The sequence below is a fragment of the Pseudomonas sp. HMWF032 genome (genome assembly GCF_003060885.1).
Taxonomy (GTDB): Bacteria; Pseudomonadota; Gammaproteobacteria; order Pseudomonadales; family Pseudomonadaceae; genus Aquipseudomonas.
Map to the genome: position 1 here is coordinate 524,688 of NZ_QAIG01000008.1, position 13,392 is coordinate 538,079.

A 13,392-nucleotide genomic window follows, 5' to 3' on the forward strand; every position below is an offset into this window, starting at 1 on the left:
CCAGGCTGAGTTAAACCGTAAACACCACAGCCGCCACCACCAAGCCAGCCACCAGCAACACCATCAGTGCCAGCAAGGGCTTGTTCAGGCCATTGGGTGCACTGGCGGGCGCAGCAGCGCGCATGGGATTGGCCGGCGCGGCGGTACGCAGCGGGTTGGCCTGGCCGCTCGACGAGCTGGACAGAGGCGCTTGCTTGAGCGGTTTGGGCAGATCCACCGCACGCATAAACAGCGTGGCATCTTCATCTTCGCTGGCCGCCACGGTGCTTTTCGGGCCGATCACCAACAGGCTGACCGAGCCCATTTTCAGCTGATCACCCGGTTGCAGAGCGGCCGAGCTGACTTTTTGCTGATTAACCCAAAGGCCGTTGGCTGATGCCAGATCCTTGACCTCCAGGACGTCATCGCGGAGGTAGAACTCACAGTGCCGACGCGACAACTCCTGATCACTGAAGCACAACTCGCACTTCACCGACCGACCAAAGGTCATCGAGCCGCTGATATGAAATTTCTTGCCTTCGTGCTCGCCCTGAATCACCTGCAAAAACCAGCGCGGGGCTTGCTCAACCGGGGTCTTACTGCGCGCAGGGTCGACCAGTAGGAGCTCCACGTCGCCCAGTCGCACGCGGTCATCGGCACGCAATTGAAAACGCGTGGTTACCCTCTCGTCATTGACAAAAGAACCGCCAGCACTGCCGACATCGGTGAGGAAATAGAAGCCTTGATCCTGACGGATTTCGGCATGGAACGGTGCAATACCCGGCACCGTCAACACCAGGCTATTGCGGCTGTCCTGGCCAATGGTGAAACGCTCGTCGACCAGCCAGATCGGCGCCTGACGATTGTCACTGAAGTGAATTCTGAGCATTTGCGCACTCCGCCATTAACCTGTTGAACACCCCACTGCGGGTTAAGCTACGCCGCGCTTCGACACGGCGTGCTGTCACGGCCGCGCATGCTGCCTGTCATCCAGGCCAGTAGCAATACGCCCGCACGGAGGCTTACTTAAATAAGTTGTTCCACAGCCGCTTGACCGGGTTAACCGGTGCCGATTGTTCGGCAGCCGCAGGACGGCGTCGGGGCGCCTGGGCCAGGCGCACGCGTCGTTCATGGCCATCCCGCAACTGCAGCAACTGCTCATTGGCCGGCTCCACTTCCAGGCCCTGCTGCACCAGCGCCAGAGCCAGGGCAAACTCGCGGCGTTTGTAGGCGGCTTCGCTTTGCTCGATATAGCGCTGCGCCACCCGGTTGATCCCGGCCAAGGCCAGCAGGTTGTCCGGCTCCCAGGCCAGTACCTGGCGGAAGTAGTGAGTGGCGCTGTCATCTTCCGGCAGCAGCAACTGCTGATCAGCCAGGCGCTGCTCGGCCAACACCAAGGACTGATTGATCCGCGCCTGCAGCACGCGCGCCAGACCATCAAGGGCCGCGGGGTTATCCGCATCGAGTGCCAGCACCTGGCGGAACAGGTAATCGGCGTTGTCCTGCGGCGGCTCCAGCAGGCTGCCGTTTTGCAGGCGCAGCTCGGCACGCGCCAGGTAATCGCTGATTTGCTTCTGCTGATACAAGTAATAACCACCGCCGGCGACGCCGGCCAGCAACACGACGCCGGCGAGCAGCAAGACCCATAGCGCACTGCGCGCAGTTTTGCGTCTGGCCGGTTTGCCCAGACTGAGCGCCGGAGCGATGCGTGTGCTGTCCGGGTCATCGCGGGTCAGTTCATCGAGGCTGGCCAGCAGCACCTTGCAGTCGGCAAAACGCTCATCCGGCTCTTTCGCCAGCATGCGTTCAAGCAACCACTGATAACGCTGCAAATGTGCAGGCAACTGCGGCACGTCCATCTGCAGGTGGTTCATCACGGTCTGGGGGTAGTTGGCGGCGCGATACGGATTGGTGCCGGTGAGCATCTCCAGCAGGATCACGCCCAGGCTGTAGATATCACTGCGTGCATCCAATGCCTGGCACTGCGCCTGTTCGGGGCTGCTGTAGGACGGGCTGCCAACGGCGATACCGAACTGGGTCAGGTCATGGTCCAGCTCAAGCGCCTTGGCCACGCCGAAGTCGGTGATCACCGTCGTACCGTCGCTGCGAAAGAGGATGTTGGCCGGTTTGATATCGCGGTGTACCAGGCCCTGGTCATGCACCACGGCCAGACCGCTGGCCACCTGCTGCACGATGCGCAGCGCGCGCGGCAGGTCGAACACCTCGCCTTTGTGCTGCGCCAGATCACCACCGGGGACAAACTCCATGGTCAGATAGTGGCGACCATCGGCGAGCTGGTTGATGTCATAAATAGTGATGATCGAGGGGTGATGCAGGGACGCCACGATGTGGCCTTCCTTGAGAAAGCGCTGACTAAACGCCTGATCATCTGCACTCAGCAGCACCTTGATTGCCACCTTGCGCTGCAGCGACGTCTGGGTGGCCAGGTACACCTCGGCCATGCCGCCTTTACCCAGGCGGCCGTGCACCTGATAACCGGGAATATCGAGCAATTGTTCAGTCATGGAGGTCAGTGCACACCGGCGAATTAGGACTTGCGGGAGGTAAACAGGCGGCTGAGCAAACCTCGCGGTTTAGCCTCGACGCTGGGCGCGGCCGCATCACGGCCGAGCACGATACAGGAGATATTGTCCTTGCCACCCATTTCGTTGGCCTGCGCCAGCAACTGTTCCACCAGCTCATCAAGGGTCTGGGCGTTGCTGCACAGCTGCTGGATCTGCACGTCGTCCAGCTCGCCGGTCAGACCATCGCTACACAGCAGCAGCAACTCATGCTCACCGAGCGAGCCTTGCAGCATGCCGATCTCCAGCGGCTGATCATCACGGCCCAGGCACTGCAGGATGACATTACGCTGTGGATGGCTACGCGCCACCTCGGCGCTCATCTGCCCGGCATCGATCATGGTCTGCACCCAGCTGTGATCGCGGGTCAGGCGCTCGATATGTCCAGCACTGACCCGATAGGCGCGGCTGTCGCCGACCCAGACAATGCTGAACGCCGCGCCAGCGAAGCGCACCGCCACGAGGGTTGTGCCCATGCCACGCTGCTCATCGGCGCGCGCCACGCTGAGAATCGCCCGATTGGCCGCATGCACCGCACCGAGCAATTCCTGACCTTCGGCGCAGGCCGCCTGCAGCACCTGTAATGCCAGGGCGCTGGCCACTTCGCCACATTGATGACCGCCCATGCCGTCAGCAATCGCCCATAGATTCAGCTGCGGGCAACACAGCAGAGCGTCTTCATTGTGCCCACGCACCCGCCCAGGCACGCTCTGGCCGGCATAAATCAGCGCTTGTTCCATCAATGTCTCGACTCAGGGGTTCAACAGTCGCACTGCAAGCAGGCTGTGCGCGGCGTAATACGCCCATGATGCGGCGGCACGCACAGGCTGTCACCGCCAGCCACCGATTTTGCCGGTGAACTGTTAACCAGTCGAATCCTGTCCTGCATCCAAGCCCCGGGTAACGCCCCCAGCTATTCACCCAACATGGGCGTAGACTCCTAAGTACCAACCTCGCCTCACCGCGAGGGAATGGCCCGCTCCAGAACATTCAACCACGACAGTGTCAGAGGTGAAGATCATGAGCAAAGGTATGGACTCGAAGAAACAAGTGAAGAAAAAGCCGCTGAAAACCGCCAGCGAAAAGCGCATGGACAAAAAAGACAAGCAAGGTGCGAAAACCCTGCTCGGCAGCCACGCCGCCAATATCTGACGCACCGGTCTGAGGCAAGCACCATGCTTGCGCTCAGGCATCCACTCACCGTCGCACCCGTACCTGCCATGCACTACCGCCTACTCCCCGCCCCGCTTAAACCACTTGCCGACAAGTTCTACCGCAGCCAACACTCAGCCATGCGCGCCACTGCCGGCGCACAGCTGTGGGTGGCAGAAGATCGGGAAATCGTCGCCGCACTCTGCCTGCAGCAGGTCGCGCACGGACATTGGCTAACCAGCCTGCTGGTCGATAGCACGCAGCGTGGGCAAGGCGTGGCCCGCCGGTTGATCGAAGCAGCTCTGGCCGATTGTGCCGCTCCGGTCTGGCTGTTCTGCCATCCGCAGCTCAGCGACTTCTACCTGCGCCTGGGCTTTGCGCCCTGCACCGAGCTGCCTCAACCATTGGCTGAGCGCCTGGCCCGCTATCAGCGCAGCAAAAGCCTGCAGGCATTCTTCCGCGCGCCTTGCCCAAGCCTTACAGCACAAGGACTGGAGCCTTAGTACCAAGTCAAACAGACACCATTTGGCAGGAACCAGCAAATACTGGCACTTTGCTCATTTTCACTATTGCCATCGCCAGGGCAAGCTCTGCATGCTTAGCTCATAACAACGACAACAATGGCCCCTACCTATGCGCATATCGCGGCTACTCAGGCGTCTGCGTAACGATTTCCAGCTGTCCATCATTACCTTGATGGGCTTCTTTGGCGTGATGGGTATTTCCCCTTATGCCGTCTACCGGCTAGCCACCGGTAACTACCTGGTAGGCTTCGCCGACACCATAATTGTCGTCTCCACTGTGGTCGCAGTGCTCTATGCCTGGCGCACCGGTGACACGATCAAACCCGGCATTTACTTGGCCACCATCTTCTCTGCCGGCGCAACGCTGATCGCCATCAATCTGGGCGTCAACGGCCTGTTCTGGATCTACCCGCTGATTCTCTTCAACTTCTTTATGGTTTCACCCACCAAGGCCTTGCTGGCCACCATTCTGGTGCTCATAACTTTGGTTGGTTACGGCCAGTTAAAGCCCGGCACGGTATTCGAAAGCGACTACCAGATGGTTTCATTCCTGGTCACCAGCATGATGGCCAGCATCCTCAGCTTCGTATTTGCCTACCGCACCAGCAGCCAACGCGATCAGCTGCAACAACTGGCCATCCAGGACCCGCTGACTGGCGCCCGTAACCGCCGGGCCATGAATGAAGAGCTGAAGATCGCCGCCTCCATCTACCGTCGCCACGGCAACAGCTACGGCGTACTGGTGATGGACCTGGATCATTTCAAACGAATCAACGACAGCCACGGCCACCAGGCCGGCGATCAGGTGCTGGTGGACTTTGTCGGACTGATCAAAAGCTCATCGCGCAAGGAAGACCGGCTGTTCCGCTTCGGCGGCGAGGAATTCCTCCTCCTGCTGCCCAACACCGAGCATGCGGGCCTGCTGGCGGCCGCGCAACACCTGCAGCAGCAAGTGGCGCAGCACCTGCGCGGGCCTGGTGGAGCGGTGACCATGTCAGTCGGCGGGGCCATCCTGCGCCGCGATGAGCACTGGGAAACCCTGCTGCAGCGTGCCGATAAGCGTCTGTATCGCGCCAAGAATGCCGGGCGTAACTGCATCGTCATCGATGACGGTGTCGACAGGTCCAGCAGCCTGCCCATTACCTGACCGCACGGTTTATCTTTGCTTACAACTTGCGCGGGAAAATTCGCGCGCGCGGCGGGTAAGGCTGTAACAACTCAGCGTTGTCTCTGTCTATTGGCCACACCTCACACAGAGCACCGCCATGAAAAGACGCTCACTGCTCAAGGGGATGGCCCTGTTGCCAGCCCTGCCCCTGCTCGGCCACGCCTCGCTCAGCCTGGCGCAAGACACCGCCAGCAGCGTGATACCGCTGAATAAACCCCACAGCGACTGGCGCGATCTACTGACGCCCGAAGCCTATGCCGTGCTCTTCGAAGAAGACACCGAGGCCCCCGGCAGCAGCCCGCTGAATCAGGAAAAACGCGACGGCACCTACCTCTGCGCCGCCTGCTACCTGCCGCTGTTCGCCAGCCAGGACAAATATGAAAGCGGCACCGGCTGGCCCAGCTTTACCCAGCCAATTGCCGGCCACATGGGCACCAAGCGCGACTTCAAGCTGTTCTTCCCACGCACCGAATACCACTGCGCACGCTGCGGCGGGCATCAGGGCCATGTCTTCGATGACGGCCCGAAACCGCGGGGCGAACGCTGGTGCAACAACGGCGTGGCCTTGCGCTTTATCCCGCAAGGCGAAGCCTTACCTGAGCTGCGGAGCTGAACATGACTGTCATCCCCTCGACCTGGCGACGCCATCTGCTGGCTAGCAGCATCCTCGCGCTGGGCGGCCTGCTGGCCGCCTGTGAACCCACCGCCGCGCAGGCGCCACAACCTCAGGCCAGTGCAACAACAGTTGAAAGCCCCGGTGTCGCGATCTTCGCTGGCGGCTGCTTCTGGTGCACTGAATCGGATTTCGACAAGGTCCCAGGGGTGATTGAAACCACCTCCGGCTACATCGGCGGGCATGTCGACAACCCCACCTACGAGCAGGTCTCGGCCGGCAGCAGCGGGCATATCGAAGCAGTACGGGTGCGCTTCGACCCAAGCAAAACCAGCTACGCCCAGCTGCTGGAAGCCTTCTGGCCTACCATTGACCCAATCACGGCCAATGCCCAGTTCTGCGACCGCGGTCCGCAGTACCGCAGCGCGATCTTCTATAGCAACGGCGAAGAACAGCAACTGGCCGAGGCCTCCAAGGCGACTCTGGATAAGTCCGGGCGTTTGCCAGCCCCGGTGGTCACAGAAATCCTCGCCGCCAGCACCTTTTACCCGGCCGAGGACTATCACCAGAACTATTACCAACGTAACCCGCTGCGCTACAACTACTACCGCAATGGCTGCGGTCGTGACCAACGCCTGGAAAAACTCTGGGGCAAAAAACAGTAAACCGCCCCCATCAGCGGACCCTCGGGCCCGCTGATGACGCTGTATTCAGCCGCTGATACATAAGGGCAGCAATCGCCGCATCCGCTATGGTTGAACTCACACCTTGCCCAGTGAGCACACCATGGTACCGTTGAAACCCCTGTTCAAACTCACCTCGCTGATCGCTCTGAGCGGCTGGCTGATGCTGGTCTGTCTGCCGTTCTGGCCCTATACCGACGAACTGGTGCTGGGCCTCAGCGTGGTTCTACTGGCCATCGTCTATAGCTGGCTGCTGTTTGTCGCGATGCGCCAGCGCCCGGAGCCGGGTAGCGGCAGGCCCGGATTCTTCAGCCTCGGTGGAGTTCTATCTCTGCTGCGCCAACCCACAGCCGCACTGGCAGCCTGGATACATATTCTGGCGTTCGATCTGATGGTCGGGCTGTATATCCGCCACGAAGGCGCCATCGCCGGCATCAGCCACTGGGCACTGCTGCCCTGCTATGTACTGACGCTGATGTTCGGCCCGCTGGGCCTGCTGGCGTTTCTAGGCTTACGCTGGGGCTTGGTGATGGTGGCCTGAAGCTAGCCGGCCGTTGAGAATGTTGGCGAGGCAGTCGAGACAAGGCGCTAGATTAGTAACAGCCTACGGCTGTCCAAAGTGGCAAGGAAGCGGACTGGGCTGGCGCACGAGTTTACGAGCTGTAAATAAACATTGCGAGACGCCGCGTCCCAGCCTGTTTTCAACGCAGTATCGGCAACGTAAGTAATTCTTCAACGGCCTGTTAGCGGCTGCGCTCATAGTATTCAGAGCTCTGCCCTGGATACTGCTGCACCCGGTAGCCATTGGGGTACTCGATCGTTTGCTTGATCGTCCCGCGATTTTCTATCGACTGACTGCCGTAGCGCTGCTCATGGCGCTGCAGGCCGTCGGGTAGGCGCTGCCCACCATAGAGGTTATGGCTTTCGATGGTCTGCGAACTGCCGATGCTGCCACTGGCACCGGGGCTGATATAGGTCTTCGGAATGACCCGCAGCGTCTGCGGCGCCTGCTGCTCGGCATACAGCGGAGTCACCAGCAGTAACCCCACCAGACTGACCACATATCTGCACATCGTCATCACAACCTCTGCGCCATCGGCGCGCAACGAACTTAAAAGTTTGGCAACACCAGCCCACCAGCGGTTCCGACCGTTAATCCGGGAGAGGCGCACGCGAGCTGCTTAATCGCTCAAATAATGAGCAATCATCCTTGATTGGCGGAAAAGCACAAGCAACCCCAGGCGCCAGTGCAGGAAAACACCCTGTAAACCCGCCGTACAGTTTCGCGATACCCGTCCCGCTTAATCTACGGAGCGTTTATTACTATCACGGGCTATGTATTCGCCTGAGCATCGCCAACCAGATGACTATCCGTATCGCTTTACTCCTTCTCGCTTGCCTCCCCGGCCTGGCGCTTGCTGAGCAATTCATCTGCCGGGTGATGACCATCAGCGAAGGCGACACCTTCAGTTGCCTGAACACTGACAACAAACGGCTACGAGTGCGCCTTGCGGAAATCGACGCACCAGAAAGAAAGCAGCCCTATGGCGACGAAGCCAAGCTGGCCCTGTCTGATCTGGTGTTGGAAAAGCAGGTAGTCCTGCATGTGCAAGAAGTCGACCGCTACGGCAGAACACTGGCTCGGGCCTATGTCAGCGGCGTTGATGTGAATTACACCCTGGTCGCACAGGGCGCCGCCTGGGCCTATACCAAACAGCTAAAAGATCACCGATTGAAAGATGCCGAGACCCTGGCCAGAAACATGGGCAAAGGCCTCTGGCAGCTTCCCGCCGAAGACATCGTCGCGCCCTGGGACTGGCGCTACGCCGGCAGAATTGAGGCACCGCAAAAAAGCAAAACAGGCCGAACCGCGTCGTTCTCCCAGTTTGGTGACGGCTAACCGATTGATGTGGATGGGGAGACAGGAACCGAACCTGCGACCTTCGCGTTACGAGTGCACTGCTCTAGCGACTGAGCTACACCGGCAAGATGCTCATTGAGTCGCGCAGTGCGCCAACTGCAACGCGACTCAAGCTGCCCCCTCAAGCCTAGCAAGCCAACTACAGAACGTACGACTCACTGCTGGTACGCGGCCATGAGTCGTAAACGCAGAGAGCAACTGCTTACTTGCTCGGCAGTTCGATACGGTCTTCGTGGATCACGATGCGCCCCTGTTTGTACAAGCCGCCGATGGCTTTCTTGAAGTTGCCCTTGCTGACTCGAAACAGCCCGGCAATTTCTTCAGGTGAACTTTTGTCATTCACCTTGAGTACACCATCATGCTCGCGCAGTTTGGCCAAAATCTGTTCACCAAGGCTGCTGGCAGCTTCCTGGCCAACTGGCTGCAGGCTCAGGCTGATTTTGCCGTCGGCGCGCACTTCCTTGATAAAGCCTTTTTCCTGCATGCCGCTGCGCACAAACTTGAACAGTTCGTTCTTGTGGATCAGGCCCCAGTGCTTGCCATTGATAATGGCCTTGAAGCCCATATCGGTGGATTCGGCCACCAACAGGTCGACTTCCTCGCCCGCCGTGTAGTTGGCCGGCACGTTATCCAGATAACGATCCAGGCGTGCAGTGGCGGTGATGCGCTTGCTGCGTTTATCGAGGAAGACATGCACCACGCAGTAATCACCGATCTGCAATGGGCGTTTTTCTTCGGAGTGCGGCAACAACAAATCTTTTGGCAAACCCCAATTAAGGAATAAGCCCACGCGATTTATATCCACAACTTTCAAACTGGCAAATTCGCCCACCTGAACTTTTGGTTTTTCCGTGGTGGCAATTAATTTGTCTTCACTGTCCAAGTAAATAAAGACATTCAACCAGTCGTCCACTTCACTTGGGCTGTCGCTTGGGATATAGCGTTTTGGCAAGAGAATTTCGCCATCTGCGCCGCCATCCAGATACAGGCCAAAGTCGGTGTGCTTCACGACCTGCAAACTATTCATCCGTCCAATAACCGCCATGATGCCCTACCCTCATTACCAAGCCGGCATTCTAGACGAGTCGCCCCTGAATTTCTCGACAACCCGGCACATATGCCAACGCCTAAACGCGTGTTGGTCGGTGCAACTGACCAGTGGCGGGCTACGCCACTTCGCGCATTGGGAAAATCTGTGCAGGCATGTGTAGTCAATTAAAACAATTACTTAGTGAACTGCTGCTGTATTAAATCAACCCGCTGAAAAATTATTCCTCGGCACAACACGACATCCGGTCTTTATTTACCAAGCAATTGTCAAGCATTTCGAGTACCATGCGCGGCCAAATTAATTTTTAAATAGGTTAATGGCCGTCATGCGCGTAAAAGCATCCAACAGTAAACCCAAGCCGGCACCAGCCGTGGAAACCAGCGCCTCGATCGACGCACAAATCGAGGCCTTCCTGAAGTCTGGTGGGGAAATCCAGCAAATCGCCAAAGGTGTCAGCGGCCAGGTGTATGGCACCACCAAGCAGATCACCATCGGCAAGAAGTAACGCGTTCTGGCCATGCAGCGCTTTGCTCGCAATGACAAGGCGCTGGCCAGTGCTTGATTGAACCTCTCCCTCCCCCGCTGTTTTATCCATTTACACCTAGCCCTCTGGCGCTTAGCACAACCTTGTTTCAGAATCATGTCAGCCCGCATCTTGCGGCTGTTTCGGCATTGCCGTTGCTGAATGATGGCGAATGCCCCAGGAGTACCCGTGCGCTTTACCTGCAATTGGCTGCGACGCCCTTCCAGCACGCTGTTTGTGCTCGGCCTGTTGTTGCTCGCATTGCCGATGCTCAGCCGCTACGCACTGGGCTGGTCCCACCCTTATGGCTACCTCTCTGACCTGGCGATTGGCAGCTTGCTGCTGGTGGTGCTGCATCAGCGCTCCTGGCTGCTGGCGGTGCCGCTGCTGCTGGTCTGGTGCATCTTCAACCTGAGCACCGCCGAACTGGTCAATGCCGTCGGCCGCATGCCGGAACCGGCCGATCTGCAATACCTGGGCGACGCCCAATTTGTCAGCCATTCCACGCAGGGCGGCGGTTTGGGTCAACCGTTGCTGGCGCTGGCCCTGGCACTGCTGACGGCACTCTATTTCGGTCTGCGCAGCTGGCAGACGCCACGCCGCGCCGCATCACTATCCCGCGCCTGGCTGCTGTTGCCGTTGTCGCTATTTGCCGTGCACAGCGTTTTTCAGCAGCTAAAGCCCAGCGAAGCGGATCAATGGTTGCAATTCAACCTGCCGCACAAGCTGCTAGCGGAAAGCACCAGCAGCGGCCAGCAGCACCTGGCTGACTGGCTTGACGGCAATGAGCCCGGCAGCCCGCCGGATATCAGCGCCCTGAACCAGCTCGACCTTAACGGAACCCCACTGCTGGCCCAGGCCGGCAGTGCACGCAACGTGCTGATCATTACCCTGGAAGGGGTAACCGGGGCCTATCTGCGCGCCAGCCGCCAGGCCATTGGCAGCAGCTACCTGGAACAGCCGATGCCACGTCTGAGTCAGTGGGCCGAGCGCGGCATGCTCACCTATGACTACGTGCTGCATGGTCACCAGACCATTCGCGGGCTCTACGCCATGCTCTGTGGCGACTACAACAAACTCGACTCCAGCACCCCGAAAGGTGTGGAGCTGCTCAATAATCCTGCTCGCAGCGATCTTTGCCTGCCCGCGCAACTGCGTGAGCGCGGCCTTAGCACCCATTTTCTGCAAGGTGCAGGGCTGCGTTTTATGGCCAAGGATCAGATCATGCCGCGCATGGGCTTCGACCAGACTCACGGTCGCGACTGGTTCAAGAACAAGCCCTATATCGAGTTCCCCTGGGGCATGGATGACAAGGCCTTTTTCGAGGGCGCGCTGGGCTACGTCAAGCAACTGCGTAGCAAACGCCAACCCTGGATGCTGACGTTGCTGACCGTCGGTACTCACCAACCTTATTCAGCGCCGCAGGGCTATCTCGACCGCCATCCCAACGCCAAGCTGGCCGCGATTGCCTATCTGGATGACGCGGTGGCGGACTTCCTCAACGCCTTGGAAAGACAGGGCGTGATGAACGATACCCTGGTGATCATCACCTCGGACGAATCCCATGGCATAGAGAATGTCCGCCTGGCCTCGGCCTGGGGTTTCAACCTGCTGCTGGCGCCCGAGCAGCCGAAGCTGCCCGCACTCAAACATGGCATCTACGGCCATGTCGACCTGACCGCCTCGGTACTCGACTACTTTGCCTTCCCCGTACCGACTAACATTTCCGGCCGTTCATTGCTACGCGACTACAGCCACGGTCGACCCATCATGTCCTACACCAATGGCCTGCTGCGCCAGCATGACGGAAACGCCACGCTGACCGAATGCGACTTCCAAAGTATCTGCCGCCGCTATGAAAGCCGCCGCTTCATTGCTGACAGCGCCCGTTACTTGGGCCGCTTCACCGGCAAGCCGGCACGCCTTATCAGCCAACAAGCCAGCATGCTCGACCAGTCGCTAACGAGTAGCCAAGGCGAACAAAGTTACCAGTTTGCCAACCCGCAACCGATCAAACTCACCCATGGTGTCAGCGATGACTGGACCGACAACCTGGTTGGCGCTCAGTACCTGACGCTAAGCGCCGCCACTCAAACCACCGTAACCCTGAAGATCCGCGCCCAGCGCGTAGGTAAAGCAGGCGCCAGGCTGCAATTGAAAACCAAGGAGTACGACCGTGACGTGGCCCTGCCAATCCCGGAACTGCCGCTACTGACGCACGATAAACCAGTCGAAATCAGCTTTTCCTTCGACAACCCAGACGCACGCAAGGCGTTTTCCTTTCACTTGCTTGGACAGGGGCAGGGCGCCATCGAAATTGTCGATTTCAGTGTGCGCAGCAGCCCACTGCAGACTGAAGAAGAACTGCTCGCAGCTCAGGAAAGCCTGGATGAGGTTCAGTCAACCGGGTACGAGCTTATCCAGATGAGTGAGACTCAATAGATCGCATAGCGCCCTTCGATCTGCGCGTACTCGCCGGTCTTTCTAAGCTCTGCCAACCCCAGGTTAAAACGCTCACACAAGGCCCACTCACGGCAACCGAGCTTGTAATCATTGGCTGCAAAAATGGGAAACAAGGTCAGGGGCTGAGTCACGTCGACCTGGGTATACACCTCACGGTTGAAGTAGCGAAGGATACGCATGTCTGTCACTACAACATCCACGCGGCCGCTGTAGAGCATGCGGTTACGCGCGATCTGGAAGGCCTCTTCGCGGTAACGCGGATTGGCCTGCGCCATGCGCTGAAACTCAGCACCCAACAGAAACCGCGCACGCTGAAAGGCATTGACCGAATACCGTGCCAAGTCGCTGATTTGCTGGATTTCGAGATTGCGTGAGCGCAACGCCACCGCCACATTGTGGTAGCGGATATAGCTGTGCGAATAAACGATATCGCCACCGTTCAGTTCATTGGTTGCGGCAATCGCATCCAGCTGCCCCTTGCGCAGCATCATGTTCAAGCGCTCAAGGGGCGCATAATAGGCTGTCGGCTGCAGACCGCCATGACGAGCTGCGCTCATAACGATATCGTGCTCCAGCCCACGGTCCTCATCTTCGAAGATATAGGGCGGTTTATGCGTCCCGAAACCGATGCGCAGATTGTGCGCTGACACCGTCAGGCTACATAGCAGCAGGCCCAACACCCCGATCCATTTCATGACCATATCCCAACTGAGCCAGCCTCCAGCATAGCCGG

At 58.9% G+C, this 13,392-nt stretch carries 15 protein-coding genes; 9 read left to right on the forward strand and 6 right to left on the reverse strand.

Annotated elements, in window-relative coordinates; translation table 11 throughout:
* Positions 1 to 10: 10 nt before the first annotated feature.
* The 3 genes from DBR00_RS14855 to DBR00_RS14865 all read right to left on the reverse strand — a co-directional run bounded on the left by DBR00_RS14855 (position 11) and on the right by DBR00_RS14865 (position 3,301).
* Positions 11 to 868 (reverse strand): FHA domain-containing protein, encoded by an 858-nt coding sequence (locus DBR00_RS14855; RefSeq protein ID WP_108489457.1) that lies wholly within the window; start codon positions 866 to 868, stop codon positions 11 to 13.
* 133 nt (positions 869 to 1,001) lie between these two features.
* Complete coding sequence (locus tag DBR00_RS14860) at positions 1,002 to 2,504, reverse strand: serine/threonine-protein kinase (RefSeq protein ID WP_108489458.1); 1,503 nt, start codon at positions 2,502 to 2,504, stop codon at positions 1,002 to 1,004.
* Positions 2,505 to 2,527: 23 nt separating this feature from the next.
* On the reverse strand, positions 2,528 to 3,301 hold the full coding sequence (locus DBR00_RS14865; protein WP_108489459.1) for a PP2C family serine/threonine-protein phosphatase: 774 nt from the start codon (positions 3,299 to 3,301) through the stop codon (positions 2,528 to 2,530).
* A 280-nt stretch (positions 3,302 to 3,581) separates the two neighbouring features.
* Here DBR00_RS14865 and DBR00_RS21115 point away from each other — a divergent pair, with 280 nt between their 5' ends.
* The 6 genes from DBR00_RS21115 (at position 3,582) to DBR00_RS14890 (ending at position 7,242) form a co-directional block, all read left to right on the forward strand.
* Positions 3,582 to 3,713: a hypothetical protein gene (locus tag DBR00_RS21115; RefSeq protein ID WP_256583036.1), complete on the forward strand. Its 132-nt coding sequence runs from the start codon at positions 3,582 to 3,584 to the stop codon at positions 3,711 to 3,713.
* A 23-nt stretch (positions 3,714 to 3,736) separates the two neighbouring features.
* Positions 3,737 to 4,216: a GNAT family N-acetyltransferase gene (locus DBR00_RS14870; protein WP_108489460.1), complete on the forward strand. Its 480-nt coding sequence runs from the start codon at positions 3,737 to 3,739 to the stop codon at positions 4,214 to 4,216.
* A gap of 130 nt (positions 4,217 to 4,346) precedes the next feature.
* Positions 4,347 to 5,384 (forward strand): GGDEF domain-containing protein, encoded by a 1,038-nt coding sequence (locus DBR00_RS14875; protein ID WP_108489461.1) that lies wholly within the window; start codon positions 4,347 to 4,349, stop codon positions 5,382 to 5,384.
* A 118-nt stretch (positions 5,385 to 5,502) separates the two neighbouring features.
* Entirely contained in the window at positions 5,503 to 6,018 is a 516-nt protein-coding gene (gene msrB / locus DBR00_RS14880; protein WP_108489462.1) for a peptide-methionine (R)-S-oxide reductase MsrB, read from the forward strand.
* A 2-nt stretch (positions 6,019 to 6,020) separates the two neighbouring features.
* Positions 6,021 to 6,683, forward strand: coding sequence for a peptide-methionine (S)-S-oxide reductase MsrA (gene msrA, locus DBR00_RS14885; protein ID WP_108489463.1), 663 nt, complete (start codon positions 6,021 to 6,023; stop codon positions 6,681 to 6,683).
* Positions 6,684 to 6,804: 121 nt separating this feature from the next.
* On the forward strand, positions 6,805 to 7,242 hold the full coding sequence (locus DBR00_RS14890; protein ID WP_108489464.1) for an ABA4-like family protein: 438 nt from the start codon (positions 6,805 to 6,807) through the stop codon (positions 7,240 to 7,242).
* Between the two features lie 202 nt (positions 7,243 to 7,444).
* Here DBR00_RS14890 and DBR00_RS14895 read toward each other — a convergent pair whose 3' ends face one another.
* Entirely contained in the window at positions 7,445 to 7,780 is a 336-nt protein-coding gene (locus DBR00_RS14895; RefSeq protein ID WP_256583026.1) for a hypothetical protein, read from the reverse strand.
* Between the two features lie 284 nt (positions 7,781 to 8,064).
* Here DBR00_RS14895 and DBR00_RS14900 point away from each other — a divergent pair, with 284 nt between their 5' ends.
* On the forward strand, positions 8,065 to 8,601 hold the full coding sequence (locus DBR00_RS14900; protein ID WP_108489465.1) for a thermonuclease family protein: 537 nt from the start codon (positions 8,065 to 8,067) through the stop codon (positions 8,599 to 8,601).
* Between the two features lie 223 nt (positions 8,602 to 8,824).
* On the opposite strand, the gene DBR00_RS14905 is transcribed toward DBR00_RS14900, so the two are convergent.
* Positions 8,825 to 9,667 carry a S1 RNA-binding domain-containing protein gene (locus DBR00_RS14905; protein WP_108489466.1) on the reverse strand — a complete coding sequence of 281 codons (843 nt, stop codon included), beginning with the start codon at positions 9,665 to 9,667 and terminating at the stop codon, positions 8,825 to 8,827.
* Between the two features lie 322 nt (positions 9,668 to 9,989).
* Here DBR00_RS14905 and DBR00_RS14910 point away from each other — a divergent pair, with 322 nt between their 5' ends.
* Together DBR00_RS14910 and DBR00_RS14915 are read left to right on the forward strand one after the other, a co-directional pair.
* Positions 9,990 to 10,178 carry a hypothetical protein gene (locus DBR00_RS14910; RefSeq protein ID WP_169852821.1) on the forward strand — a complete coding sequence of 63 codons (189 nt, stop codon included), beginning with the start codon at positions 9,990 to 9,992 and terminating at the stop codon, positions 10,176 to 10,178.
* A 207-nt stretch (positions 10,179 to 10,385) separates the two neighbouring features.
* Entirely contained in the window at positions 10,386 to 12,638 is a 2,253-nt protein-coding gene (locus DBR00_RS14915; protein ID WP_256583027.1) for an LTA synthase family protein, read from the forward strand.
* Here the strand turns inward: DBR00_RS14915 and DBR00_RS14920 are convergent.
* On the reverse strand, positions 12,632 to 13,354 hold the full coding sequence (locus tag DBR00_RS14920; protein WP_108489499.1) for an ABC transporter substrate-binding protein: 723 nt from the start codon (positions 13,352 to 13,354) through the stop codon (positions 12,632 to 12,634). The two genes, DBR00_RS14915 and DBR00_RS14920, sit on opposite strands and share 7 nt — an antisense overlap.
* Between the last annotated feature and the right edge of the window lie 38 nt (positions 13,355 to 13,392).

Coding starts and splice junctions, on each gene's coding strand:
- DBR00_RS14855 (WP_108489457.1), bottom strand. CDS start 868: ATGCTCAGAATTCACTTCAGTGACAATCGTCAGGCGCCGATCTGGCTG.
- DBR00_RS14860 (WP_108489458.1), bottom strand. CDS start 2,504: ATGACTGAACAATTGCTCGATATTCCCGGTTATCAGGTGCACGGCCGC.
- DBR00_RS14865 (WP_108489459.1), bottom strand. CDS start 3,301: ATGGAACAAGCGCTGATTTATGCCGGCCAGAGCGTGCCTGGGCGGGTG.
- DBR00_RS21115 (WP_256583036.1), top strand. CDS start 3,582: ATGAGCAAAGGTATGGACTCGAAGAAACAAGTGAAGAAAAAGCCGCTG.
- DBR00_RS14870 (WP_108489460.1), top strand. CDS start 3,737: ATGCTTGCGCTCAGGCATCCACTCACCGTCGCACCCGTACCTGCCATG.
- DBR00_RS14875 (WP_108489461.1), top strand. CDS start 4,347: ATGCGCATATCGCGGCTACTCAGGCGTCTGCGTAACGATTTCCAGCTG.
- msrB (WP_108489462.1), top strand. CDS start 5,503: ATGAAAAGACGCTCACTGCTCAAGGGGATGGCCCTGTTGCCAGCCCTG.
- msrA (WP_108489463.1), top strand. CDS start 6,021: ATGACTGTCATCCCCTCGACCTGGCGACGCCATCTGCTGGCTAGCAGC.
- DBR00_RS14890 (WP_108489464.1), top strand. CDS start 6,805: ATGGTACCGTTGAAACCCCTGTTCAAACTCACCTCGCTGATCGCTCTG.
- DBR00_RS14895 (WP_256583026.1), bottom strand. CDS start 7,780: ATGACGATGTGCAGATATGTGGTCAGTCTGGTGGGGTTACTGCTGGTG.
- DBR00_RS14900 (WP_108489465.1), top strand. CDS start 8,065: ATGACTATCCGTATCGCTTTACTCCTTCTCGCTTGCCTCCCCGGCCTG.
- DBR00_RS14905 (WP_108489466.1), bottom strand. CDS start 9,667: ATGGCGGTTATTGGACGGATGAATAGTTTGCAGGTCGTGAAGCACACC.
- DBR00_RS14910 (WP_169852821.1), top strand. CDS start 9,990: ATGGCCGTCATGCGCGTAAAAGCATCCAACAGTAAACCCAAGCCGGCA.
- DBR00_RS14920 (WP_108489499.1), bottom strand. CDS start 13,354: ATGAAATGGATCGGGGTGTTGGGCCTGCTGCTATGTAGCCTGACGGTG.